Raw genomic sequence first — 24,875 nt, forward strand, 5'->3', positions numbered from 1 at the left:
TTCTAATCTAAAATTGACATAACCGCGGGTACGCGAAAACGGCACCATGCGTCGATGCCGTTTGTGTATGGATGTTTACTTCGCTGTGTAACCCCCGTCTACCGGGAGGTTCGTGCCGGTTACGTACTGGGAAGCATCGGAGGCTAAGAAGACGATCGGCCCCCAAATGTCATCCGACTTCGCCATGCGGCCTAACATCGTTCTGTCGTTATAGCGATGAACGAATTCAGGAAGATTTTTCTCCGTTTGGAAGCCTCCCGGCGAGAGGCAGTTGCACCTGACCTGACGCGCGCCATAATAGCTGGCGATGAATCGGGTAAAGTTGACCATGCCGCCTTTGTGGAAGAAGTAGTCCGGGACCAGGCCATTCAAAGGAAGCCCCTCATACAGGGTGGGGTCCGGTCCAACCATCCCTTGAATCGAGCCGATGTTAATGATTGAACCCGATCCTTTCTCGGCCATCCAATCTCCGATCACCCGTGTGATCTCGAACAACCCGGTCGCGTTAACCGCCATGCTGCGGGCGAAGCTTTCGAGCGAATCGTTGTAGTGCGACATCGTGCGGGCAACCGCATTGTTGATGAGGACATCGCACTTCCCTTCCCGCTCTTCAAGCTTATCACGGATCGCAGCAATCGAGGACAGATTTTCTTGGTCGAATTGGAGGGCATGCACCGTACAACCCTCTTGTCTGAACTTCTCCTCAATCGCTTCAAGACGCGATTCATCCCGTGACGTCACGTACACGCTGCCTCCGGCCTGCGCACAAGCGATTGCAATTTGCGTGCCGTACAGCCCTGCTCCTCCTGTCAGTAAGACCGTCTTGCCGGCTAACGAGAAACTTTGCATCACATGCGAATTCAAATCGAATTCCTCCTGTCCCTTGTGGCCCTTGCAGCCCCTTGTGGAAGCATCGCCTTTCCTATCGTTACCAAGCCGTCCATCCGCCGTCTACCATCAGGTTCGATCCCGTCATATAACTGGATGCATCCGAGGCCAGCATGATGACGGCACCCGTCATTTCTTCAGGCTTCCCTACCCTGCCTAGCATGGTTTTAGCCTGCAGCTTCTGAACGAAATCTTCATTCTGACCGATGACGGTGTTCGGAAAAGGTCCCGGAGATACGCTGTTGCAGCGTATCCCGTATTTCGCCAAATGAGCAGCGCAGTAACGGGTCAGTTGGACGACGCCCGCTTTGCCAACGCCGTAATTCGGCGGGTTGTTCGCACCGCTGTCGCCATAGATGGAAGGATCGGGCGAAACGACGCCGTACATCGAGGCAAAGTTGATAATCGAGCCGCCGCCGCTTTCTCTTAAGTGCGGAATAGCTTCCCGAATACAGCGGAACGCTGTTCCTGCCGCACCGTCCACACCTTTTTGCCACACTTCATCTGTCATGAATTCCAGCTCTGCTCCTTTGCCATAACCGGCCCCATAGGTAGCACAGTTGACCAGTACGTTCAACCGCCCGCTGGCTGCGACGTGCATCTGCATCATATTCCGGATCGAATCCGTATCCGAAACATCGCAGACGATATGGCGCAGACGGCCTTCCTGAGTGGCGGCTTCCAGCGTTGCATTTGTACGGAACGTCAAATCCGCCACCGTGACATCAGCGCCAAAGGCCAACATCGCTTCCGTGAGCGCCGATCCGAGATAACCGGACCCTCCCGTGATCACAATGCTTTTTTGCTGTAAAGAAAATAGCTCTGTATACATCCCCGGCCTCCTTAACTGCTCTTCGTCGAGCCGTAGACAGAATCCGTGCCGGTTCCGGACACGCGGTTAATACTGGAGGCAATTCCGCTCAAATATTGGCCGAACCCAACGACATCCGCTCCCACACTGACAAATTGGTAGCCCATTGCCGTCAACTCGTGCAGATTGCCCGGACTGCCTACTGTTCCTGCAAATTTGCCGTGTTTCTGAGCAAGACGCGCAACCGATTGGCGTGTTTCCAGCAGCAGCGGGTGGTCCCACTTGCCGGGTGCGCCAATGCCTTGGCTGAAATCGCCGGGACCGAAGAAGATCATGTCCAGTCCAGGCAGTGCAATCATCTCTTCGAGCTCGGCAAGCGGCTCCGGATCTTCAATCTGCAGCACATTGAAGCGCTGATCATTGGCCTGAGAGATGTAATCAGCCAAGTCTAAATTACAGAAAGCGCCATCGGCATTTCCGCCATCGAGCGGGCGGCGGCCAAGCGGATGAAACTTCGTATGATGGATGATTTGCTTGGCATCCGCCAGACTCATCACGTGAGGTATCATGATCCCCGCTGCATCCATTTCCAATGGGCGAATCAAATCGCTATAACTGCCCCTCGCCACGCGCACAAGCACATCCACATCATAAGCTTTCGCAGCCCATATTTGCCGCTCGATCACAGACCAATCATTGGGGACATGCTCCATGTCCGTCCAAAGGCAATCCACACCGGAAATCCTGGCAGCCATCTCCGTAATTCGCGGGTCGGCGAGATTTAGCTTTAGCGCAATCACCGTTTCCCCCGATCTAAGCTTGCGTAAAACGCGACTCGGACGCATATGAAATTGTGTTGTCATCCTTTCAACCTCCTTCAGGTGTATGCGAAATGCGGACTTGACTTCATCATTAATCCGCAGCGATTTCTTCCAGAGGGACTACTCTTCCGCCCTCTTCCCGGCTTCGAATACCAGCAATGACCATACGCATTAATTCTTCAGTTTCACTGAACGGAAAAGGACGCTCTCCTGTATGTAAATAACCGATGAAGGCTTCAAGCTGAGTTTTAAAGGAATAAAACGTATCTTGGAAACTGACGGTAGCACTGGCACTCGTGCCGCATAGCTGTAAGAGACCGTGCGAACCATATAGATCTTCAATCGCAATCACAGCAACATCGCCATGTATGCGATGCTTAAATAACACGATATTTCGTTCCTTGGTTCCTACGTTTTGTGCAGAAAGAAAACCGGGGCCTAGAATGGGGTAAATGGACTCCAAAGCATGGATGCCGTAACGCTCCCAGCTTTTGCAAGTCGTGATGCTTGAATAACGAAGCTGTCCTAAAGAATGTATCGAAGTGCGGTAAGGCATGAATTCTTTGCTATAGCGCATGCAGCTGGATGACATAATTCTGGCGCCATCCCGTACCCAACGCTGGAACTGTCTAAGATCTGGCTCATTATCGACCAACGGTTTATCGACAAAAATGGGAATACCCGCTTCGACGAACGGCCGGCAGCGTTCCACATGCTCGTGACCCTTGTCCGTCGTGATCATCACAGCGTCCACATGCCCGATGACATCCTCCGGCCTGCTCACGATATGAGGAATGAGAGACGCTTTTGCCACAAGTTCCGCGTCTTTGGGATCATCGGTCCAAATGTGCGTCACCGACGCGCCTGGAATTTGCAGCTTTTCTTTCGGTTCTTTTGCAAGATAAGCCGGAATGGCAGGATAAGGACAATGGGCCATCGCTGCTTGATCATAGTTATTGAACATGGCACTCCAGGAGTAAGGATGACCATTCCCATCCACCATCCCGAGAACCGCAATTCGTAAGGGTTGCATGAGGAGCTCTCCTCTCATTTATCGTCCATAACGGTTGGTGCATAGGGGTATCCCAGCTTTCGGGAGATCTGAAACGCAGCCGTCTTGACGCTTTCCGCCATTTCAGGCACAACGTCCGGAGCAAACCGGTGCATCGCCCCTGACAGGCTGACTGCACCCTCGATGGTCCCGTACATATTAAAGATTGGAGCTGCCAAACAACGCGCACCCTCTACAATTTCTTGATCATCCAATGAAAATCCTTGCTGCCTGACCTGATTTAATTCAGCAAAAAGCGATTCAGGTGAAATCAGGGTATGTTTGGTCTTCGCCGGCAGTCCATGACGTGCAATCAGCTCCCTGACATGGTCCTCCGGCAAGTAAGCGGTCATCGCTTTTCCCATGGCTGTGGCATGAAAGGGGGATTTGGAGCCAACGGTATCCGTCATGCGGAGCGGCTGTGTGCTCTCAATGATGTCCACATATAGCACCTCACCATCCACTAAAACACCTAAATTAATCGTATCTCCATAACGCTCTGAGAGCTTCTTCATTTCTTGCATCGCAGAGGCTCTTAATGTGTTGCGTTCCAACAATCCTCGCGTCAGCATTAATTGCTTGTAGCCGAGGCAATACTTGCCGTTGTCATCGCTTCTACTGATGAAAGCCCGCTGCTCCAACGTCAAGACGATTCGGTACGTAGATGATTTGGGTTGATCGAGCAGATCTGTCAGCTCCAGCAAATTCAGGGAACCATGTTCAGCCAGCAGCTCCAACAAATCCAACGCTTTGTCAATCGTTTGGATGGTGTAGCGTTCCTGCTTCTGACTTATATCCATGCTCATAGGTAGGTTCGCTCTCCTTCGTTAAGATAGCTTTATGAGCTGCCCGCCATCCACCACAAGGCAATGGCCTGTCATATAACGCGAATCGTTCGTCGCCATAAATAGCGCAGCGTCTGCAATCTCTTCGGGTATCCCGGCGCGTCCCATCGGAATCGTTTGCAGATACGGCCCGAAAGCGGCCGGGTTGTCGATCAGCGGCTTTGTGAGCCTTGTCTCGATAAAGCCCGGGCACAGCGCGTTGACGCGAATACCAAGCGGTGCAAGCTCAATGGCCATGGACATGGTGAGCAAGTTGATGCCGCCTTTGGTTGCATTATAGTGCGCTTGATCCTTCTCTGCTGCGAGACCGTTCACGCTGGACATATTAATAATCGAGCCGCCTTTGACCTGCTTGGCGAGCACTTTCGCAACGGCTTGCCCGGCAAGAAACGTGCCTTTCAAATTGATCGCCATGTGTCGATCCCACTCCGCTTCCTCGATCTCCAGGAAGGAGGCCGGGCTGCAAATTCCCGCATTGTTGACCAATACGTCAATCGTGCCCCAATGCTCTAGCACCGTATCTACCATCCGGTCAACATCCGCTTTGAACTGCACATCGCCATCGATCCAAATCACCTGCCCGCCTTGTTCGGCGATTTCCGCAGCGGCTGCTTGAAGCGCCCCCTTCTCTCTGCCTGTGATAGCCACCTTGGCTCCTTCAGCGGCAAAACGGTCGGCCGTCGCCTTCCCGATGCCGGTTGAGCCGCCGGTAATAAGCGCAACCTGATCTCTCATTCTCATCCGGTTTCCCCCTTATAAGCGAGCCAGCGCTCGATCGACAGCCGCTAATGTCTCTTCAATCTCCTGTACGCCATGTGCAGCAGAAAGGTACCACAGTCCGTTCGATCGGACCAGCACACCCTCCTCCAGCATATAACCCGAAAACTCGGTATACTTCGCCGCATCCCGCTTCGTGAAAGAAGCGAAATCGTCTACTTTCGGCTCCTGCGTAAACATCATATGGAAGACTGGCCCAATGTGGTTAATGAGGCCAGGAATCGCATGTTTCGCGAGTAAGCTGCGAATTCCTTCGACCAGCTTGCTTGCGTTTGCTTCCATTTTCGCAAAAACCGCTCCTTCCTCCTGCGAAAGTTCCGCGATGGTCGCCAAAGCAGCAGCCGTTGCAACACCATTCCCGTTCAGCGTACCCAGATGGCTGACCGTCCCATTCTCAATGAGCGCCATGATTTCCTTCCTGCCGGCCACCGCACTGATGGCGATCCCTCCGCCCAACGCTTTGCCGACCGTGACCAAATCCGGTTTCAGCCCGAATCTCCCATGCGCCCCGCTAATGCCAAGCCGGAAACCGGTAATTACTTCGTCCAAGATCATCACGATGCCAAGCTCTTGAGTCAGCTCCTGCATGCGCTCCAGATAGCCCGGCTTCGGCAGCACGCAGCCCGAATTGCACATCACGGGCTCGGAAATGACCGCCGCAATGTCATCCTTATGCTCGCGGAGCGCAGCTTCCAGCAGAGCAGCATCGTTCCATGGCAGCAGAATAATTTCCTCCAGCGCATGCTCGCTCTGCCCGCCGGTGCCTGCGACAATCGGCTTATCCTCCGCCAGGCCAGCTGCTGCATCGGACTTGCGCATATCCGAGCTTGGGAACGAGGTGAAAATCGTATCTGACCACCCGTGATAATGGCCGTGAAACCGGACGATTTTGCGCTTGCCTGTGTGCGCCCTAGCTAAACGGAGCGCCAGCATAACCGCTTCTGTGCCTGACCCGCTTAACACCACCTTGTCCGCGCAAGGTAAAATCTCCGTCAATCGGCGGGCTAACGCGATCTCTCCCTCATGCTGAAGTCCGAAAGTAATCCCGCGCTGCATGGCTTCATAGACACGTGAGGCGGTTGCTTCGTGTGCATGGCCCAGAATCAACGGCCCATAGCCGAGCAAGTAATCAATAAATTCGTTGCCGTCCACATCTCGAATTCTCGGACCCGATCCCGCAGCTGCGAACAAAGGTGTAGGCTTCATCGCGCTTCTTAAGGAGCTTGCCACTCCGCCAGCCAAGTAAGCTTGTGATTCCGTATATTTTTGCCTCGAATTCTCAACTTGCTTCATCGTGAATCCTCCCTTTTCATGGCCTACTCATACGTTCCGAACCTAGGTGCCGGCGTTTCAACAAACGGATAAACAGGGCGCAAGACCCGCTGATAGTCAAAATGCGCCAGATTTGCGTTGCAGCACCCCGGTGAATCCACGTTAATGACATGCTTGGCGAACGATCCGAAAGCCGTCTGCCAAGCGAGCGCCGACTTGGCTACGATGATGTGATAATCAGCCGGCCATAACCCGACCGAGCGTACATGACCGACGTCCCACGGAGCCACCCGTTTTTCCGTCAATATCAGCGTCAGCTGTCCGCATTCGACGACAGCTGTTAAGCCCATTTCCGCACGCTGCCCTGTCATATAAGGCCCGACATGCCGATAATGCCCGTCGAACAGCAGCCGTACTTTCCCTTTAACCCGGACCGGCTTGCCGTGCAGCGTATCGCTTTTCCCGCCGACCCGGCCTTCGAATGCGCCTCCGATGCCGGCCTGTCTGGCAGCTTCCACCGCCTCCTGATCGCGGATCACGATCAACGCTTTTTGCGGCGAGTTTACCAGCTCCGCTAATACATGGGTCGCATCGGCCGGAGCACCTCCTCCAACATTATCGGAACCTTCCGCGATAATGACGGGTCCTTCCGGCTGAGCGAGAGCTTCGGCTACTGCTTCGCGTGGTGTCAGACAGGAAACATTAAACGACGCTTTATGGTCGATAGCCATTTGCGCAAGTTCGGCCGCACAGCGATTCGCCAAGTCTGAATCACCGTCCGTTGTCACAACAAACGACATGCCTGCATCCGGCACATCGCTGTATGGGAAGCCTCCAGCCACTGTCACGTTTAGAACACCGGGTATACGCTCCATGCTGAATGCAAGCTCCATGAGCTGCTTCATGCTGCCTTTATCGGTCAGCATGCCTTGCGGCACGACCAGCATTCCCGTATGCGCCAAAGCCCGTACGGGACGAATATCCCCTCGGATTTTACGGATCAGCAAATCAACAGCCTCGACAGCCCGTTCGTACATATCCACATGCGGGTAGGTATCGTACCCGACGATCAGATCGGCATGACGTACCATGTCCTGACTAATATTGCCGTGCAGATCAAGCGTCATGGCGATCGGAAACTCCGGCCCCAATTTCGCTCGAAGCCGCTTTAGACATTCACCTTCATAGTCTGGATAGTGCTCAGCTACCATGGCACCGTGCAGGATGATGACAAGTCCTTCCGCCCTGCTGTCGATACTGTCCACAAGTTCATCGATAAGCGCATCTCCTGCGGCCGCCTCCACCATTCCACTTGGCGTCGCCGCTGCATACAGGCCTGGAATCAAATCGACGCCATGGCTCGCTGCCGCTGCGATGACCCCGCCCATGGAGGTCCTTGTTCCCGCATACCGTGCGGTGAATGCCTCCAAGCCAACTGTCCACTGATCCCGAAAATGGGACAGATCCGTTATCCCCGGCGCGAATGTATTCGTCTCATGCAAAATGCCGGCTACCGCAATCCGCAGCTGACGATTACTCATCTTCCCGGCTTTCTCCGCGACGAGAAGCGGCGTAAGCGATGGCGTCAATCTCGACTAAATAGCTGCCGATGGAGCATCCGATCGAAGTTCTGGTAGGAAAAGGCTTTTTCATGACGTTCTCATAAGCCCTGTTATAGCCTGGAAAATCTTCTTGTCTGGAAAGGAAGGCATTGATTTTTACAATATGATCAAGCGAAAGTCCCGCCGCCTCCAGAATGGTCTCAATATTGCGCAGGCATTGAACCGTTTGTTCTTCAATCGTTTCGCCAACGACTTCACGAGTAGCGGGATTTACGCCAACTTGGCCTGACACATAGACAAAATCGCCAGCTCGGAGCGCTTGGGAAAAAGGAAGTGGAAATTCAGGCGCAAGGTTTGTATGAATAGGCTGTGACATGCGTATCATTCTCCTTCATATGGATATTTCAAAGTTTGTTCCTGCTACTTCACTTTGCCTCTTGCATCTACCGGGATGATTCGCTCCAGTTGACCATTCCGCACGCCCAACAGCTGATCATGCAAATTGGTAACGGCGCAGCAATGATTCGGGATGATGGCTACCACGTCACCAATTTGTAAATGAACCCCCTCCGGAACGGACAAAATGCCATGCTCCTCGCTGAGTCTCTCCACGAAAATATCAGGGAATTCCGTGATCATCCCGAAGCCTTTGCGATGAGCACTGCTATCATTCGACAGTGTCTTTGAACCGGCATCGATGATCACGGTGCCGGATCTCGGCGTGCTGACAACCGTCGCATAGATGCGCATTGCGCATTCCTCTTCGCCGATCAGCCCCGTGTACAGCTGAGAGCCGTCGCCGAATACGTAAGCGCCGGGACGAATCTCGGTGACACCGCTGCCTGCGAGTGCGCCAATGAACTTCGACGTCGGGGTTGAACCGACGCTAATGTCGGGCACCTCGATGCCGAGCTTTCTCAGTGCACGCTGCGATTCCAGCAGCGCTTCCGCCTCGGCCAAGGCGACTGCCAAACAATCGTCGGCACGGCTCTTGGCATACGCTTGACCTGCATGCGTCATCAAAGCGGCGAGCCGGATGCCAGGCAGCTTCGCTATTTCTGCCGCCAGCTCGGCCGTCTCTTGCCCAGGCTCTTTCCCGCAGCGGTTCAAGCCGCTGTTGACATCCAAATAGAGCGGAACCCGCAGCTTCAAATGTTCGCCTAATTCAGACAGCCCTTTAGCCACTTCATAGCTGTCTACGCTGACAGATACTTTGACTTGCTGCAGCAAGCGCCCAAGTCGCTCGAGCTTGAGGCGCCCGACAATGGGATAGGCGATCAGGATATCGTCTATCCCACCGTCCGCCATAACCTCGGCTTCGCCTAGCTTGGCTACGGTTATGCCCGAAGCCCCGTGCCGCAGCTGCTCTTGCGCGATCCATATGCTCTTATGCGTCTTCGTATGCGGCCTCAAGCGCACGGCTGCATGGGAAGCTAATGCCGCCGTGCGTCTCAGATTGGCATCCAGCCGATCCAGATCAATCACAATTGCCGGTGTATCCATGATCTCCTCGAATTGCATTTTTTCACCGCCTTAGAAATTTACGGTTTGGCCTTGTAAAATAACCTGCTGAATACGGATTTCTTCATCTACTAGAAGAAGATTGGCCCGTTTGCCTACCGCAATGCTTCCCATCTGATCCTCCATGTGGATGACCTTTGCCGGGTTAAGCGCAGCCATCCGAAAAGCATCCACCATGCCGATTCCCGCATGCACCATCATATTGCGCACGGCTTTGTCCATCGTCAGCCGGCTTCCGGCCAAGTGACCAAGATGATTCCAATTCACGTCGGACGAATCTTCCTTGTCCACGCCGGCATCCGGCATCGCATCCGTAATAATGATGACGCGATCCGTTCCTTTTGTTTTGTGAATCAGCTTCAGCATCAAAGGGCGAACGTGAATACCCTCGCGGTCAGGAATCACTTCGGCGTAAATATCGTCATGAACAAGAACTGCCTCATCGACGCCAACTTCACGCGTTCCCCCATAACGGGATGGTGAAGGCGTTATGCCCGAAGCATTTGTGCAGTGACAACCGATTCTCAAACCATGAGGGACAAAACGGAATATTTGCTCCGCAGTCGCCTCGGAATGACCGACAGATAAGGAAATATGATATTTGGCCGCTTCAGTTACAAAAACATCCTGGCCATCGAGCTCAGGCGCCAGCGTCCAAACCTTGATCCGCTCTCCGGCAACCCGCAATATTTCCCCATATTCCTGCGGATCAACCGGACGGATCGGGGACGTGATGGCCCCGTATTTTTTATTAATATACGGACCCTCCATATGTATGCCCACGATCGCTTCCACAAATGGCTTACTCGACTCCATCGTCGCCAAAATGGTTTGAAGTCCGTCCCGCACTTGCTCCCGACTCTCGTTATATGTAAAAGTAGGAAGAATCGCTGTCGTTCCATGCTTCAGATGGCTAAGGGCAAATTCATAGGGTTGTTCCCACGACCACACCCCGCCTCCGCCATGGCAATGGATATCGACGAAGCCGGGAGCGATATAGGCTCCTTTCGCGTCCAGCACCTCACTCCCCAACGGCACTTCCATGCTGCCCGCTTCTCCTACTCCGACGATCCACCCGTTCTCCATATGAACGAGCCCATTCGGGATCAACCTGTCTGCTGTCACAATGGTGCCGTTTTGAATCACGCTACTGCCTTTTGCCGACATCCAGCCACCCCTCAACTTAAATTGAAACCACAGTTTCACTGATGAGTATAGCAACTCGCCAATGGGCCTAAAAGATTAAAAAACTCAGATTGCACCTGCCTAAGAAAAGTGACCATCACCTGATTGGAAACGCATACAAATGTAGCAAAACCAATAAAATTCTACTATGATCAGAGGAATTTAACCTTTTCTGTGCAGCCCCACACATGCTATAAATAACGCCGATTACTACATCTAATTCCCTTAACTTTCCCCCTTTTCGTCCAACCAGCTGGATTTTCTACCGTTCATATTCACAAAACTAGGGGATTTCGCTGGGCTTCGAATGTTTTAGCTGGAGCTTCTCCTGCTATCCCGCTCCCAGCCGCTGAGCCGCATAGATTAGCCGTATATTTTCCATTTACCCCATCCTCATAAATACAACTCCTACTCATAAGCTATATACATCTCTGCAGATTGGATGTGACCTGTTATGGATTCCTATCCTGCACAATCAAAAAGAATGATCCACCTTCCCATCGCCGCTCCTCAGCCTCCCGAAACCGATCTCAAACAATGGATTCCTTTAACTTCATTAGAAAAAATGTCAGAAACCGAATACGATGTGCTGATTGTTGGCGCCGGGGCAGCAGGTCCTGCCGTTCTTTGGAGGTTATGCCAGCAATGGGGACAAAGCGGCAAACGTATTGGCATCGTCGAAAGAGGAGATCTCCTGATTCCCACGCACAGCATGAATATCGCTACCTTGAATGCATCTCGCAAACGGGATTTTTACAAAAATATCTCGTATCCGCTTGGCAAATCCCAACCCGAATACCCCGGGGCCTCTCAAGTTTTCGCGCTAGGAGGCAAAACCTTATTCTGGTCAACCGCTTCGCCCCGAATGGATCCCAGCGACATGCAGGAATGGCCGATTTCCTACGAAGAATTGACCCCTTATTATAATATTGCTGAGCGGATCATGAATGTCTCCAAAGGATATACGCAAGATTCCACGCTTACAACGATCATGCTCGACATCCTTAGAGGAAGCGGTTTTCCTGAAGTTACAGAGCTCCCCACAGCTATTGATCTGTCGGCAACGAAGTTTGGTCAGGTCCATTCCAATGCTTTATTCAGTTCCATTGCCTTTCTGGGTTCAGCTTTAAATCTAAGACCTTTTGATTTAGCTGTTAATGCTAGAGCTGTACAAATCTTATCCGAAAATGGAAGCGCAACAGGTCTGCGGGTAATGACTCCCGATAAGAAATCCTATCACATCCGGGCAAAAACCATTGTCGTGTCCGCAAGTACTTGGGAAACCCCGCGCCTTCTCTTGCATTCCGGCATTCAAGGAAAGGCGATCGGCCATTATTTAATGAACCACTCCAAAATCGTTGCTACCGTTAAAATAGATCGCAGCTACTTCCCTGAAGTGTTGGGAACGCTTTTTATTTGGAAGCCTCGAACCGCTGTTCAGCCCTATCAAATGATCATTTATGGTCCGGATCTAGAAAGATATCTGTGGTACCCGGTTTTTGAAAATAAAGAAATTCTTCCAGAATTTGATATCGGAATTGAAACTTTGGGGGTTGTAGAGCCGCAGTTTGAAAATTATATTTCATTAAACCACTCGAAATTGGACGCGTATGGGGTCCCGGAGATACAGGTTCATTTCTCTTACAGCGAGAACGATAAGACCGTCATTGGCCAAATGCTGCAAACGACAAACCATATGATCGCCAGCCTGCAAGCGACCATCGCTGCAAAAAACCGCCAGCCTGACTTATCTTTTTACGCACCGGGAGAAGATTATCACGAAATGGGAAGCTGTCGGATGGGCAATGATCCATCTACTTCGGCTACCAATCCCTATGGCCGCGTTCATGGCATGTCAAACCTTTATGTGGCTGACAATAGCGTTATCCCCTACAGCGGTGCCGCCAATCCAACATTGACGACGGTTGCCTTAGCGATCCGCACGGCAGATCATATCGTCCATCAATTAACAAAATAAGCTCTACCGGACAATCCCGGTAGAGCGATCAGTTTCTGAAACTTCTGTAGAGCGCCGAACAACCAGCTCCCCTGAGAAGAAAGGCGTTTCAACTGTATGTCCTTCTATCGTATCCAGCAGCAATCGCATCGCAGCTTCGCCGATTTGCGGACGAGGATAATGGATGGCCGTAAGCGGCGGGTCCGTTTGCGAGGACATCAAGATATCCTCGCAACCAGCCACAGCCAGCTGCTGCGGCACCTGGACACCGGCCTTTCGGCAAGCGGCGAGGCAGCCGGCGGCCATTAAATCATTGGCGCAGACCAGCGCAGTAAAGAGGGCGGACTGATGAGTCAACGCAGCATGAAGCACCCGTTCGGCCGTTTCGAACCTGCCTTCCCCATCCAATAGATCCTCCGAATGCCACGTGCAGCCCGTTTCCCCCAGCGCATGTATGAACGCCTGCAACCTGACTCCATAATGCTGCGCCGTTTCACCGCCGCCCATAAAGCCAATCCGGGTATGCCCTTGCTGCTGCAAATGGCGGACTACCTTCACCATTTCATCTTCCCAGTCGACATCCACATAAGGGACTCTCAACTCCGCCCCCTCCGGTTTCAAAACAGAGACAATCGGCATGCCAAGCGTCTGAAAATGCGCCACCACCTGCGGTTTCAGCGACTGCCCGAGCAGTAAAATCCCATCCACTCTGCCCATGAACAAGCCCTTGAGCTCATCTTCTTCCTCTTGTTTATAGGTTTGGAAAAACACAAAGTACCCTCTGTCCTTCGCATGCTGCTCGATATTGATTAATAGACCGGCCTCAAAAGGGTTCCCGAGGTAGTTGATCAGCACGGCAATCTGCCGCGATTTTTTCGTTTTAAGACTTTGCGCTAATAAATTCGGTTGATAGCCAAGCTCGCGAATAGCTTCCAGTACTTTCTGCCTCGTCTCTTCCTTCACAATCTCCCGATTATTCAACACATAAGAAACGACCGCAGAGGAAACTCCTGCGCGGTCGGCTACATCCTTTCTAGTTACCATTCGCTATCTCCCTAACAAACGTTATCAAATCCCAAACGTATTGCCCCCGTTAACCGAGAGGCATTGCCCAGTAACAAAGCCCGACTCTGACGAGGCCAAGAAAACCACAGCATTCGCAATATCTGCCGGTTCCCCGACTCGCCCAAGCGGTACGCCGGTTCGATAACCTTCCGTGCTGACGCCCTCATGCCGCTCGACAGGTATCCAACCTGGTGCGACCAGATTGACCCGGATACCGTGAGGTCCCAGCTCGCTCGCCCAAGAGCGCGTCATCCCCACCATGGATGACTTGGCCGTAACATAGCTGGAGAAGTTCGCATTCCCAATTTGCACGACCTCGCTGCCGATGTGGATAATGCTTCCTTCTTTCTTCAACTTCATCCCCGGAAGCACTGCTTTCGCAAGCAGCAAGGGGGCTTTCACGAAAAACTCCAGCTGATCCAAGTAAGTCTGCCATGTACTCTCTTCAATCGAAAGCATCGGTTGAGGGCCTGTCGCGTTGTTGACCAGAATATCAATACTCCTGCCAAAATGCTGCTCCACTCGCTCAATAAGCTCGTTAACTTCCTCTTCGCTTGTGATGTCAGCGCGAAAAGCAGTGGCGCTGCCGCCAGCGACGGTAATCAGCCGAACCGTCTCCTCCGCATCCTGAGTACTATACGCATAATTGACTGCGACATTCGCTCCCGCTGCCGCAAGCGCAGCTGCAATATGACGTCCCAGTCCGCGTGATGCTCCGGTAACAAGCGCGATTTTTCCCTCTAACCTTGTTGATGAACCCAAGATATCCACCTCTTCCAAGTGAGCTTATTTGTAGACGCTTTTGCCAGCATCCTGATTGTACAGCTCCTTTAATGGTACCATAGATTCGGAAGGAACATAATATTTAAACGGATTCTCATCAATGACACCCAGAAGCTGCTTCCGGTAAGGCGATGCGTTTTCTAACAAGCGATCGGATGCCGTGCGGTAGTCAATCGGTCTCATCCAAATTGGACTGTAACCAAGAAACAACTGCCGGCGTGTAAATTCAGAACGGTTAGGCGCTCCGGCGTGCCACAAATTCTGCGGGAAAATGAATACGTCGCCCGGTTTACCGCAGACTTGCACTTCTCCGTCCACTAGACCATTCACATCCTGGCTCTCCGGGTGAAACGGTTTGTTATGCGAGCCAGGGACGACTTTGGTATTCCCACGGTCTGGCTGGGACATATCGCTCAAGATATAACATGTTTTAATATAATAGGTTGAAGTGATGCCATCTTGCTTCGGAAACTGTGGATGCGGACCGTCTTGATGCCAGTTAATGAAGCTGTGCGACTCGGTTTTCACATCGTTGGGATTCGGTTTACGTACAGTTAAATGTGAAATGTGCAGCTGAATGTTAAAGCCAAGCAGATTAACCATGAGAGGAAGCAGTGTCGGTTCATCGATCAGCGATGCTATTTCATCGTCTCTTTCTATGCTGTTATAAACGTTATAAGCTAATGATTCCGGTTCTTCGGCAACAATTCGGTCGATCGCAGCGTTCAAACGGTTCACTTTCTCTTCTGACAAAATCCCCGGCAGGATCAAGTAACCATTCTCGTTAAATTGCTCAATAAGTGCAGGAATATCAAGTTTTGTTTGTGTCATTTGAATACACTCCTCATTTTTTAAATTCATTTATGGTAAGTATAACCAATAAATTTACACGTGTAAATAATGTTTTTAAAAGAAAAGGAAGCCCATTTCTCCTTCCTTTTCCGCACACTTCTACGTTTACTTCACGTAGCCAAGCTCTTTAATCCTTTTATCAGCAGCATCTAAATACGCTTTATAATTCATGGAGCCTTCCAATGTCTTAAGGAAGCTGTCGTATTCACTCAGTGGACGCTTGCCATATATAAATTTGGAAAACTCTTCTTCAATGTAGCGAGTCGCATCTGCAGCGTTATAGCCATTCGGCATATCCACGAATCCAGCCAAACCGTCAATGTGCGGCTGTTTGCTCGCGTATTCCATATACTTAGCCTGCGGACCGAATTTCACCGTCAAATACTCCATCTCCGGGCGTCCTGCGAATTGGTACAGCCAGAAATAACCGCCCTCTTTGCCCATCAAATCAGTTGGGACCACTTTATTGCCATCGAGGTTGAAGTGTTTGCCTTTGACCCCGTATTGCACCAACAAAGACCCATCCTTCGAAGAAACATAGTTCAGCAAGTCGATGACTTTCTGCAGCTTCTCAGGGTTTTTCTCAAGTGACTTCGGAACAGCATACATCGCTGCTGCCTTCCCGATGTCATAGGCGCTGGCAAATTTGCCACCAGGTCCTTTTAAAGCATCCACTTGCACCCAATTGGCATTCGGATTCACAGCCTTAATTTGCTCAACAAATTGTTCCTTCGTCACATTCGGCCAATCCAGATAGACGATACCCGCTTGCCCTTTAATCGCTTTTTGCTGATGTTGAAGGCCGGAGTTAGCCAATAGCTCGGGATCTACGGAACCGGAAGCAATCATTTTCTGGATAAAAGCAAGAGCATCCTTCATCCCAGGATCATATAACGAATTCACCACTTTATTATCCTTCACGTAAACAGTCGGTGTGCCACCATCCATACCAACACCATAGGCTCCAAAAATGGTATCAAAAGCTCCCAGTTTACCGCCGGTGAGGCCATACGTATCCTTTTTCCCATTACCATCCGGGTCTTTCTCGGTAAACGCTTTAGCTACCTCAAGCATTTCCTCCGGTGTAGTCGGGATTTTCAGATTCAGTTTGTCGAGCCAATCCTGACGAATCCAGTATGTGTTGTAGGGAACTTGCGGTGACTTCGCGATCGCATACGTTTTGCCGTTCAGCATCCCTTTCTTCAAACTGTCAGCTCCAATGAAGTCTTGTACGGGCTTAAGCTTATCCAAATAAGGCGTGAGATCAAGCAGAAGTCCTTGGTCTGTAAATTGCTTTAACTGCTGGCGGTCGACAGCGAATAAATCCGGGAAGTTCGCCGATGACATGCGTACGTTTAACTGATTTTTGTAATCGTCGCCAGAGGCATACACGGTCAGATTGAGGTCCGTGCCCAGCGCTTTATCCAGCTCCTGCTTAATGGTGTCTTGATCAGGAGAAGGAAGTCCGCTGCCCGTTTCGATAATATCAAGCTTCACTGGCTTGGCACTGGCAGCCGGTTTGCCGCTTTCCGCAGCTTTGTCAGCAGGTTTATTCGCAGCAGGTGCTCCACCGCAACCGGCAATCAGCGTTCCACCGGCGAATGTCATGGCGAGAAGAATTGGTACAAGCAATTTCTTTTTCATAGATACCCCTTCTTTCTTTTAAAATAAAAGTTGCTTCTATTGTCGCCGTTACAGAACGAATCAGGCTGCAGTCCTGATGCATTCAACGGGGTCAACCTTTGACAGAGCCCACTAACATTCCTTTGGTGAAATGCTTTTGAATGAACGGATACACGATAATGATCGGTAAGCTTGCAGCAACAACAGATGCCATTTGCATCGTTTCGGTAGGAAGCATATTTTCGGCATTTTCCAGCGGTTGCTGGGTCAGCATGAGAATTTCGCGAATAACAACCTGCAAGGGAAAAAGGTTCCGATCCGTCACATACATAATCGCCTGGAAAAATTCATTCCAATGGCCGACCATGTAGAACAACCCAATCGTGAGCATAGACGGTATAGAAAGCGGCAATACGATTTGCCAGAGAATCCTGAATTCCTTCGCTCCATCCATTCGAGCTGATTCGAACAACTCTTCGGGAAGGTTTTCAAAAAAACTTTTCATAATCAAAATGTTAAAGGCCCAAATCGCATTCGGCAGAATCATCGACCAGACGGAATCCAAAAGCCCTAAGGCTTTCACAACTAAATAAGTCGGAATTAGCCCTCCGCTGAACAACATCGTAAACACAACCATAAGAAGGAAGAAGCTTCTGCCCGGGAGATTGCGACGGCTAAGCGGATAAGCCATCAGCAAAGTCAATATCAGGTTTACAATCGTACCTACAACGGTGATGAAGATTGTCACCCAGAAAGCTTTCGGAATATTCGTTTCGGTAAACAACTTGTGATAAGCGCTAAAAGTGACGGACTTCGGAATGAGGATGAATCCTCCATTCTTCAGTACCTCGGAGAAAGGTGTGATGGAAACGGCAATTACATACATCAGCGGTACGATCGCCGCCAAAGCAGCAAGTCCGAGGATGACGACGACAATCGTGTTTACGATCCGGTCTTCCCAGCCTCTTACCATATGCCATCACCCCATTTCTTGGATAAATGATTCGAACCTAGTACCAAGATAAGCCCTATGACGGATTTGAATAATCCTACGGCGGCTCCCAGTGAGAAGTTCATCTGCTGCAGCCCTGTCCGGAATACCCAAGTATCCAGGATATCGGCAACTTGATACACTTGAATGTTGTACAAAATATAAATTTGATCGAATCCGGCATCCATAATATGGCCCAGCTTTAAGATGAGCAGAAGGATAATGACATTTCGAATGCCTGGCAGCGTAATGTGCCAAATCATCCGCAGGCGGCTTGCTCCATCCACACGGGCTGCTTCGTATAACGTCGGATCAATCGCCGTCATCGCAGCCAAGTAGATAATTGCGCCCCAGCCGAGATCCTTCCAAACTTCCGAGCTTACCAGAATCGTTCGGAAGTAATCAATTGAGGTCATGAAGCCTATCGACTGTCCCCCAGCATCTTCGATAAAACGGTTGACGATCCCGGAATTCTGAGAAAGCAGGGCGATCAGAATCCCGTAAATGATGACCCAAGATAAGAAATGCGGCATATACGTGAGCGTCTGCACAACCGTTTTGAACCACCGCAGCCTGCACTCATTGAGCAGCAAAGCCATAATAATTGGCGGCGCCATCCCAAATACGAGCTTGTAGATACTAATGACGAACGTGTTGACCATTAGCTGCCCGAAATACGGGGAATTAAAAAACGTTTGAAAATGCTTGTACCAAGGATCCGCCCAACCACTGCCGAGAATGCCATCCAGTATTTGAAAATCCTTAAACGCAATAATCACACCATACATAGGAATATAGCGGAAAATTACGAAATAGATAACGCCAGGCAAAAGCATAAGATAAAAAGCCCGAAAGGCCCAAACCTGCTTCGCAGATAATTTAAGCCTCGCATCTTTTGTTTGTCTACCCGCCTTTACTTCCTGCTTGGCTACGATTTGCTGTTCCATGAGGCCACCTCTTTTCCATCTGATCACTCGCTTCCTAACGGGTTGAGTTAAGTATAGCAAGCGCTTTCTTTGGAAAATATACAGTGATCCTGCGAAAATGTTCGAATTCTTGCAAACGCTTTATTTGTTTTTTTCTGTATATTCATGTTCCATTGCCGGAAGTTCAATTCGAATTAATGTTCCGATTTCGGGCAAGGAGAAAATAGACAGACCATACTCCGTTCCAAAATGGAGCCCGATTCGCTCATGGACATTCATGAGCCCGATTCCTGTGAATCTATGTTTGCTCGGCGCTTTGTGCCGCTCTTCGAACACACTGTTCAGGACCTCCGAGTTCATCCCGAGCCCGTTGTCCCTGATCGTAATAATCAATTTATCCTTCGCACACTTGGCCCGTATGCGAATGATTCCCTCACGTTTGAGTGGAACAATTCCATGAAAGATGGCATTTTCCACAAGCGGTTGCAAGGTCAGCTTGAGTATGGTTTTGGAGAGCGTGGCAGGCGGTGCGTCGATCTCCATTGTGAATTTATCGCCATAGCGCACCTTCTGAATATATGCATACATGCGCAGCCCTTCCAGTTCGTCCGCTAACGTAACGAACTCCGTGCTTTTATCAAAGCTGAAGGACAACAGCCCCACCAGGGTCTTGATCGTTTCCCGAACCTCGTAGATCTTGTGCTGCTTAGCCAAAGAGCTAATACAAGCAAGCGTATTGTACAGAAAATGCGGAGCAATTTGGCTCTGCAGCATTTTCAGCTCAAAATGCTTCTTGCGGCGTTCCGCTTCCTTCGTTTCCTGCATCAGATGATGAATCCGCTCCATCATGGCATTGTAGCTTCGCGCCAATCGGCCAATTTCATCATTACCTGTTGCGTGTATGGTGTGGAGCACTTCCATATCTCGCACGCGATCCATTTTGGCAACCAATGTGCGTACCGGCAGCGTAATATACCGGCTAATCATGTAGGTGCTGGCCAAAACAAGAAATATCCAGAAAACACCTGCCGTGCTGAAATTCCGGTACAGGCTGGCAATATTTTGATAGAAAAAACTATTTTCATAGAAGGCGATAAAATACCAGCCCAGATTATTCATGCCGGACTTGACCGCAACCAAATCGCCTTCCGGGCCACCAATCTCCGATGCACCGACAGGAAGATCCGACACCCGCTCGACGAACCCCTCATCCAGCTCCGGCGGATAGACAGACGTATGATAAGGCAGCAGCCGGTAAGAGCTGAGCGGAAGACCAACATCAAACGAATGGACGACATTCTTTTTATTGGTGATGATAGCGAAAGTCTGATTCTTCGTATTCATGAATTGCGCGATCATATTCGTTAATTGAACGAGATCGATTTCTACGACGGCAATCCCTTTCAGCGACTTCGTTGAAGACGACTGAATCGGCAGCACGAAAGCGACTGTTTTACCCGACATAGGGGATTGATAGGGCTCGGTAATAAAAATGCCGTAAGTTTGCTTGGCTTGCTCAAGCAGCTTCGGGATTTCCGGATTTCCAATAATATCAAAAGTGGTTTGGGAGTTGGATATAACATGGCCATCTACACCCACCAAATAAAGCGACTTATATAGCGATCTGTTCATATTCGCATACGAGCGAAGAACGTCCGAAGCCTCCTTTTCCATGCCCACATCTAACAAATCTTCCCGGGTTGAAATTAGCAAAAGAATATTTTGCACATTGTCCAAATAGGCATTCATATAGAGATTGGTTCGGTCAATAATCACTTGGGCGTCCGACACAACCTGTTTACGAAACAGTCCCTCCGCTTCGCGCAAGTTGATGTAGCCAAGCCCCCCTAACAGCACAAGTGTTCCCAGGGATAAAAACAAAAAATGCTTGGCCAACATGCTCCAGCTGCCAAACCATGAGATAAGCGCTTTCATATTAGCATCATCCCTTTTTATAGTCTGTAGGCGCTACGCCGGTCCAATTACGGAATAGCTGTGAGAAGTAACGGTAACTTGGAATCCCTACCTGTTCGGCGACTTCATACACTTTGAGCTGCGTGTTCTGGAGCAGGTTCACGGCTTTTTCCATACGCAGCCGGGTCACATAATCGTTAAAGGATTCCCCTGTTTCTTCCCGAAACAGTCGGCTAAGGTAATAGGAGCTCAGCCCAACTTCTTCCGAAACGGAAGTTAACGTAATGGGCTCGCCTAGCTTGACCTCAATGATTCGCTGGGCGAGCTGAACTTCTTTGCGAATCTTCCGTTCGTCGCTCACCGCTGGCTTCGGCGCATTGGCCGACTCTCGACGCATCCGTTCTTGTTCGTATTGTTTCAGATCGACTTCACGTCGGATCGCTGCTCTCGCTTTTTCAATCGCCGTCTTCATATCCTCTTCATCAAAGGACAGCTTCGTGAAATAGTCCAAGGCTCCTAACTTCAGCGCTTCTTGGGCATAATGAAAATCGCTATGACAGGTTAAGAGCACGAATTGGATGTGCGGAAATCTTTTTTTGACGTTGCGGAACAATGTTAAGCCATCCATGATGGGCATCGTAATATCGGAGATGACAAGGTCAGGTTCCAAAGCTATACAGAGCTCCAAAGCCTCTTCCCCATTCTCGGCCTCTCCGACCAGTTCTGCACCAAATGTAGGCCACGGCATGGATCGTAGTTCTTGTCTTAACGGCAATTCATCATCAATGATCAACACGCGTACGGGTGCGACAGACATATTGCCCACCACCTTTCCTTTGAACCTTGAAATCGCTATCATTCTTTAACACAATGATATCAATTATATCAGTTTTTGTTTATACAGAAATAATGTAAAAATGTATGAAAAACCAAACTCAACAATCTCGACAGCCTGGAAACAGCGCACGTTGAGGGAACTACGATCCGCTATTTTCCAAAGATCTGGCACTTGCGCCAGGTGAGGGGAACTGTGGTCCTTTATTATCTAATTTCCGCCCAAAAATAGGGTATTTATGGTAAAATAAGATCCTGTAGTTCCGTTTCACTACGAAAATACCAAATTTCCTCGAAATAACGCCCTGTAGTTCCGTTTTATACAATAATATGGCCGTTCCCTACCGTAGAACTCACCATATTTATGCTGCCGCAACGCAAAAAGAGGCTGCCCTCAAGTAGAAGCATTCTACTTGTAAAGCAACCTCTCGAGTGTACCTAAGCGCCACTCACCATCCTTGAAGCGCAGCCTTAAGCTTGGCAATCACATCCGGATAATCCTCCGCGAGATTGCGATTCTCCCACGGATCGCTACGTAAGTGGTACAGCCGATCCGCCCGATCTCGCTCAACGATCAGCTTCCACTCCCCGTCCGAAGCGATCCGCCATGAGCTGGGATGCTGAGGTCCATCGTCCAATCCGGAAATTTGGACGTCGCGCAAACTGGCCGCCACTTCGCCGCGCACCACACTTTTCAGGGAAAGCGAATCTTTCGCTTCTTCCATGGTGAGATCAGCGAAATCCAGGATGGTGCTTGCCAAATCCTGCAATTCCACCAGGGCATCGCTGTACTGCCCCTTCTGAATGCCAGGCCCGCTCATCACCAAAGGAATGTGCACGGAACCGCGCTCAGGCTTGCATTTGCCGAATTTATCGAAATCCCCCAGCATATCACCATGATCCGAGGCATAAATGATCACCGTATTCGCCAAGTCGCCTCTGCGCTTTACCGCATCCAGAAGATGACCGATATTGCGGTCGATGTTCTCCAGCATGGCGGCATAATTTTGCCGAATCGGGTTCCAGGTTTCCTGCGGAACACTGCTGTTGTTCGGCTCTGCGAATTGCACCTGCTCCCAGTCCGCTTTCATCCGGTGCGTAATGTCCCATGGCTCATGCGGGCCAACGAAATTCACCATGAGAAACCACGGTTGGTCAGCTGGAAACGACTCCAGCATTTGCACACCGTTTCGCGTCAGCCAATTGTCGCAATACGCTTCATCCGGCAAATCCGTGGCGTCGGTGCGTTGACCGCGATTCTGCATATCTTGCAGGTGAATCTCAGCTAATCCTTCCTGATACAAATACTGCATATAGGGGTCCTTCGGAGACTCTTTGCCCGAAATAATTGCGTCTATTTTGCCGGCGTTATCTATCGCATCTGTAAAACCAAGCTGGCTTAATTCATCAATCCAGCCATCCAGCCCCCACCAATGGGTGGCTTTGTGCAGGTCGAACTTGCCGACGCCGCCAACACGGTAGCCGTTATCTTTCAAGACCGAGTAGAACGTTCGGCGTGACAAATCGTAATTCTCATGATTGCCGGCCACTTCCGGCTTATTGTATCGTAATCCCGATGCCAGACAGGCACGGGCCGGTGCGCACAAGGGCGAGGAAGTAATCGCCTTGGTAAAGGTAACTCCTTGCTTCATTAAAGCCTCCATATGAGGCATTCTGATCGGCAGTGGCTCCATGCCCAAAGCCTCGACAACAGCCGGTGCGTAAGGCATCCAATCTCCACGATGCGTGTCTGGAAATAGAAACAGAAAGTTGGGACGGCTCATCCTTCACTCCCCCTTTCATGAAGCATTGGATCTTGGACGCTTTGCTGCCACACGAACAGCTCATTTTCCAATCGCTGCAGTTGCTCCTGATTTGCGGCATCCTCCGCCAAGTCACGGGTTTCCCAGGGGTCGTTGTATAGATCAAACAACTGCGTCCGGTTCGTGCCAACTTCGCCGCTTCGGAAATAGCGAATTAATTTCCAGCGACCGTCACTGACCATGCGCTGCACATTTTTATAAACGGCAAATACTGTTTTCCTTGACTCCGTATCTTCACCGGTTATCATTCGGACCATGCTTTTACCCTCCACCGTTTGAGGCAGCGATGTTCCCGTTAGTTCGCATAATGTCGGGAAAATATCCATTTGACAGCTAAGACCACCAGCTAGAGCCCCTTTCGGCAGCCCGGGACCCTGCATGATAAGAGGAATATGGATGCTGTGATCATACAAATTTTGCTTGCCCAAAAGTCCATGCTGCCCCAAGGCGATGCCATGGTCAGCCGTGTATACAATGATCGTATGCTCTCTCCGATTCGTTTGTTCAAGCGCCTGCACAATACGGCCGATTTGCTCATCCATATGCGTAATCATGCTGTAATACTCAGCCAGATGCTGACGAATTTCTTCCGGCTTGCGCGGAGAGGAAGCCAACTTCTCATCCCGTACATGCATTTCGCCATTATCAAAAGGATGTTCCGGCATGAAATTGTCGGGTAGCGGGATATGATCTTTTGCATAGAGATCTAAATACGCTTGAGGCGGGGTCCGTGGATCATGCGGAGCTGTAAATGCCACGTATAGAACAAACGGCTCCTCTTCCTCATATTGCTGGATAAAATCAATGGCTGCTTCCGCAAAAAGTTCCGTCGAAAACTTTTCGCTAGGAGCTGCCTGATCCGCCGGATAGCTGCCATCGGGGTCATAATGATGAATGGGCAGGCCAATATGATCGCCCATTCCTCCGAAGAAAATGTTCGCCCCGTCTGAGAAACTCCGGGCAAAGCTTTCTCTGCCATTATGCCACTTGCCAATGCCGAAGGTCCGATAGCCCTCTCTGCGGTACACCTCCGGCCATGTCGGGAGGGAGGGACGAATCGCCCATAGCTGCTGATTCTCCGTCTCACCCAGCTTCACTTCTTTTTCCGTTACCGTTGCCTGAAACACATTCGTCCCCGTCAAGAGACAGGCACGGCTGGGCACGCAGAGTGCAGCTGTCTGTCCCCCCATCGTATAAATGGATGTAAACCGCACACCTTCAGCTGCCAGACTATCCAAAACAGGCGTTTGTACTACCTGATTGCCATAGGCGCCAATCCCGTCAAATCGATGATCATCTGCGATGAAAAATACGATATTCGGCTTTTTGTCCCGAGCTTCATGTTCTCTCATGTTAACCTCCAGAATCAGGCGT

The 24,875-nt window shown here is 50.5% G+C and carries 22 protein-coding genes; 1 reads left to right on the forward strand and 21 read right to left on the reverse strand.

Features of this window, described 5'->3' with window-relative positions:
- Positions 1-75 precede the first annotated feature (75 nt).
- The 11 genes from ACKTT9_RS31330 to ACKTT9_RS31380 all read right to left on the reverse strand — a co-directional run bounded on the left by ACKTT9_RS31330 (position 76) and on the right by ACKTT9_RS31380 (position 10,715).
- Complete coding sequence (locus ACKTT9_RS31330; protein ID WP_407869093.1) at positions 76-864, reverse strand: SDR family NAD(P)-dependent oxidoreductase; 789 nt, start codon at positions 862-864, stop codon at positions 76-78.
- 64 nt (positions 865-928) lie between these two features.
- A complete protein-coding gene (locus tag ACKTT9_RS31335) occupies positions 929-1,720 on the reverse strand; it encodes an SDR family oxidoreductase (protein ID WP_407869094.1) in 792 nt (263 codons plus the stop codon).
- Between the two features lie 11 nt (positions 1,721-1,731).
- Positions 1,732-2,562 (reverse strand): HpcH/HpaI aldolase family protein, encoded by an 831-nt coding sequence (locus ACKTT9_RS31340; RefSeq protein ID WP_407869095.1) that lies wholly within the window; start codon positions 2,560-2,562, stop codon positions 1,732-1,734.
- Positions 2,563-2,611: 49 nt separating this feature from the next.
- Positions 2,612-3,553 (reverse strand): Gfo/Idh/MocA family oxidoreductase, encoded by a 942-nt coding sequence (locus tag ACKTT9_RS31345; RefSeq protein ID WP_407869096.1) that lies wholly within the window; start codon positions 3,551-3,553, stop codon positions 2,612-2,614.
- Between the two features lie 14 nt (positions 3,554-3,567).
- A complete protein-coding gene (locus ACKTT9_RS31350) occupies positions 3,568-4,377 on the reverse strand; it encodes an IclR family transcriptional regulator (RefSeq protein ID WP_407869097.1) in 810 nt (269 codons plus the stop codon).
- A gap of 21 nt (positions 4,378-4,398) precedes the next feature.
- Positions 4,399-5,157, reverse strand: coding sequence for an SDR family NAD(P)-dependent oxidoreductase (locus tag ACKTT9_RS31355; protein WP_407869098.1), 759 nt, complete (start codon positions 5,155-5,157; stop codon positions 4,399-4,401).
- Positions 5,158-5,169: 12 nt separating this feature from the next.
- On the reverse strand, positions 5,170-6,486 hold the full coding sequence (locus ACKTT9_RS31360) for an aspartate aminotransferase family protein (RefSeq protein ID WP_407869099.1): 1,317 nt from the start codon (positions 6,484-6,486) through the stop codon (positions 5,170-5,172).
- A 23-nt stretch (positions 6,487-6,509) separates the two neighbouring features.
- Positions 6,510-8,006 (reverse strand): M81 family metallopeptidase, encoded by a 1,497-nt coding sequence (locus tag ACKTT9_RS31365; RefSeq protein ID WP_407869100.1) that lies wholly within the window; start codon positions 8,004-8,006, stop codon positions 6,510-6,512.
- Positions 7,999-8,403, reverse strand: a complete 405-nt coding sequence (locus ACKTT9_RS31370; RefSeq protein ID WP_157319109.1) for a RidA family protein — start codon at positions 8,401-8,403, stop codon at positions 7,999-8,001. The genes ACKTT9_RS31365 and ACKTT9_RS31370 overlap by 8 nt, the downstream gene beginning before the upstream one ends.
- 44 nt (positions 8,404-8,447) lie before the next feature.
- Entirely contained in the window at positions 8,448-9,548 is a 1,101-nt protein-coding gene (locus ACKTT9_RS31375; protein ID WP_407869101.1) for an alanine racemase, read from the reverse strand.
- A gap of 12 nt (positions 9,549-9,560) precedes the next feature.
- The gene (locus ACKTT9_RS31380; RefSeq protein WP_407869102.1) at positions 9,561-10,715 is read right to left on the reverse strand and encodes an N-acetylglucosamine-6-phosphate deacetylase; all 1,155 of its coding nucleotides are present in this window, start codon (positions 10,713-10,715) and stop codon (positions 9,561-9,563) included.
- A gap of 472 nt (positions 10,716-11,187) precedes the next feature.
- Between ACKTT9_RS31380 and ACKTT9_RS31385 the strand changes: the two genes are divergently transcribed.
- Positions 11,188-12,711: a GMC oxidoreductase gene (locus ACKTT9_RS31385; RefSeq protein ID WP_407869103.1), complete on the forward strand. Its 1,524-nt coding sequence runs from the start codon at positions 11,188-11,190 to the stop codon at positions 12,709-12,711.
- A gap of 3 nt (positions 12,712-12,714) precedes the next feature.
- On the opposite strand, the gene ACKTT9_RS31390 is transcribed toward ACKTT9_RS31385, so the two are convergent.
- From ACKTT9_RS31390 to ACKTT9_RS31435, 10 genes are all read right to left on the reverse strand, one after another.
- Positions 12,715-13,734: a LacI family DNA-binding transcriptional regulator gene (locus ACKTT9_RS31390; protein WP_407869104.1), complete on the reverse strand. Its 1,020-nt coding sequence runs from the start codon at positions 13,732-13,734 to the stop codon at positions 12,715-12,717.
- A gap of 24 nt (positions 13,735-13,758) precedes the next feature.
- Positions 13,759-14,517 carry an SDR family oxidoreductase gene (locus ACKTT9_RS31395; protein WP_407869105.1) on the reverse strand — a complete coding sequence of 253 codons (759 nt, stop codon included), beginning with the start codon at positions 14,515-14,517 and terminating at the stop codon, positions 13,759-13,761.
- Between the two features lie 24 nt (positions 14,518-14,541).
- Positions 14,542-15,369 carry a phytanoyl-CoA dioxygenase family protein gene (locus tag ACKTT9_RS31400; protein WP_407869106.1) on the reverse strand — a complete coding sequence of 276 codons (828 nt, stop codon included), beginning with the start codon at positions 15,367-15,369 and terminating at the stop codon, positions 14,542-14,544.
- A gap of 126 nt (positions 15,370-15,495) precedes the next feature.
- A complete protein-coding gene (locus ACKTT9_RS31405) occupies positions 15,496-17,034 on the reverse strand; it encodes an extracellular solute-binding protein (protein WP_407869107.1) in 1,539 nt (512 codons plus the stop codon).
- 91 nt (positions 17,035-17,125) lie between these two features.
- Entirely contained in the window at positions 17,126-17,986 is an 861-nt protein-coding gene (locus ACKTT9_RS31410) for a carbohydrate ABC transporter permease (protein ID WP_157319117.1), read from the reverse strand.
- Positions 17,980-18,840: an ABC transporter permease gene (locus ACKTT9_RS31415; protein WP_397369575.1), complete on the reverse strand. Its 861-nt coding sequence runs from the start codon at positions 18,838-18,840 to the stop codon at positions 17,980-17,982. The genes ACKTT9_RS31410 and ACKTT9_RS31415 overlap by 7 nt, the downstream gene beginning before the upstream one ends.
- Positions 18,841-19,071: 231 nt before the next feature.
- Positions 19,072-20,865 carry a histidine kinase gene (locus ACKTT9_RS31420; protein WP_407869108.1) on the reverse strand — a complete coding sequence of 598 codons (1,794 nt, stop codon included), beginning with the start codon at positions 20,863-20,865 and terminating at the stop codon, positions 19,072-19,074.
- 7 nt (positions 20,866-20,872) lie between these two features.
- The gene (locus ACKTT9_RS31425) at positions 20,873-21,661 is read right to left on the reverse strand and encodes a response regulator (protein WP_326063656.1); all 789 of its coding nucleotides are present in this window, start codon (positions 21,659-21,661) and stop codon (positions 20,873-20,875) included.
- A gap of 466 nt (positions 21,662-22,127) precedes the next feature.
- Positions 22,128-23,462 (reverse strand): sulfatase, encoded by a 1,335-nt coding sequence (locus tag ACKTT9_RS31430; protein ID WP_407869109.1) that lies wholly within the window; start codon positions 23,460-23,462, stop codon positions 22,128-22,130.
- Positions 23,459-24,853 carry a sulfatase-like hydrolase/transferase gene (locus tag ACKTT9_RS31435; protein ID WP_407869110.1) on the reverse strand — a complete coding sequence of 465 codons (1,395 nt, stop codon included), beginning with the start codon at positions 24,851-24,853 and terminating at the stop codon, positions 23,459-23,461. Before ACKTT9_RS31435 ends, ACKTT9_RS31430 begins: the two co-directional genes overlap by 4 nt.
- Between the last annotated feature and the right edge of the window lie 22 nt (positions 24,854-24,875).

This window comes from Paenibacillus sp. P36 (genome assembly GCF_045866505.1).
GTDB lineage: Bacteria > Bacillota > Bacilli > Paenibacillales > NBRC-103111 > Paenibacillus_E > Paenibacillus_E chondroitinus.

Coding starts and splice junctions, on each gene's coding strand:
- ACKTT9_RS31335 (WP_407869094.1), bottom strand. CDS start 1,720: ATGTATACAGAGCTATTTTCTTTACAGCAAAAAAGCATTGTGATCACG.
- ACKTT9_RS31340 (WP_407869095.1), bottom strand. CDS start 2,562: ATGACAACACAATTTCATATGCGTCCGAGTCGCGTTTTACGCAAGCTT.
- ACKTT9_RS31345 (WP_407869096.1), bottom strand. CDS start 3,553: ATGCAACCCTTACGAATTGCGGTTCTCGGGATGGTGGATGGGAATGGT.
- ACKTT9_RS31350 (WP_407869097.1), bottom strand. CDS start 4,377: ATGAGCATGGATATAAGTCAGAAGCAGGAACGCTACACCATCCAAACG.
- ACKTT9_RS31355 (WP_407869098.1), bottom strand. CDS start 5,157: ATGAGAATGAGAGATCAGGTTGCGCTTATTACCGGCGGCTCAACCGGC.
- ACKTT9_RS31360 (WP_407869099.1), bottom strand. CDS start 6,486: ATGAAGCAAGTTGAGAATTCGAGGCAAAAATATACGGAATCACAAGCT.
- ACKTT9_RS31365 (WP_407869100.1), bottom strand. CDS start 8,006: ATGAGTAATCGTCAGCTGCGGATTGCGGTAGCCGGCATTTTGCATGAG.
- ACKTT9_RS31370 (WP_157319109.1), bottom strand. CDS start 8,403: ATGTCACAGCCTATTCATACAAACCTTGCGCCTGAATTTCCACTTCCT.
- ACKTT9_RS31375 (WP_407869101.1), bottom strand. CDS start 9,548: ATGCAATTCGAGGAGATCATGGATACACCGGCAATTGTGATTGATCTG.
- ACKTT9_RS31380 (WP_407869102.1), bottom strand. CDS start 10,715: ATGTCGGCAAAAGGCAGTAGCGTGATTCAAAACGGCACCATTGTGACA.
- ACKTT9_RS31385 (WP_407869103.1), top strand. CDS start 11,188: ATGGATTCCTATCCTGCACAATCAAAAAGAATGATCCACCTTCCCATC.
- ACKTT9_RS31390 (WP_407869104.1), bottom strand. CDS start 13,734: ATGGTAACTAGAAAGGATGTAGCCGACCGCGCAGGAGTTTCCTCTGCG.
- ACKTT9_RS31400 (WP_407869106.1), bottom strand. CDS start 15,369: ATGACACAAACAAAACTTGATATTCCTGCACTTATTGAGCAATTTAAC.
- ACKTT9_RS31405 (WP_407869107.1), bottom strand. CDS start 17,034: ATGAAAAAGAAATTGCTTGTACCAATTCTTCTCGCCATGACATTCGCC.
- ACKTT9_RS31410 (WP_157319117.1), bottom strand. CDS start 17,986: ATGGTAAGAGGCTGGGAAGACCGGATCGTAAACACGATTGTCGTCGTC.
- ACKTT9_RS31415 (WP_397369575.1), bottom strand. CDS start 18,840: ATGCTTTTGCCTGGCGTTATCTATTTCGTAATTTTCCGCTATATTCCT.
- ACKTT9_RS31420 (WP_407869108.1), bottom strand. CDS start 20,865: ATGAAAGCGCTTATCTCATGGTTTGGCAGCTGGAGCATGTTGGCCAAG.
- ACKTT9_RS31425 (WP_326063656.1), bottom strand. CDS start 21,661: ATGTCTGTCGCACCCGTACGCGTGTTGATCATTGATGATGAATTGCCG.
- ACKTT9_RS31430 (WP_407869109.1), bottom strand. CDS start 23,462: ATGAGCCGTCCCAACTTTCTGTTTCTATTTCCAGACACGCATCGTGGA.
- ACKTT9_RS31435 (WP_407869110.1), bottom strand. CDS start 24,853: ATGAGAGAACATGAAGCTCGGGACAAAAAGCCGAATATCGTATTTTTC.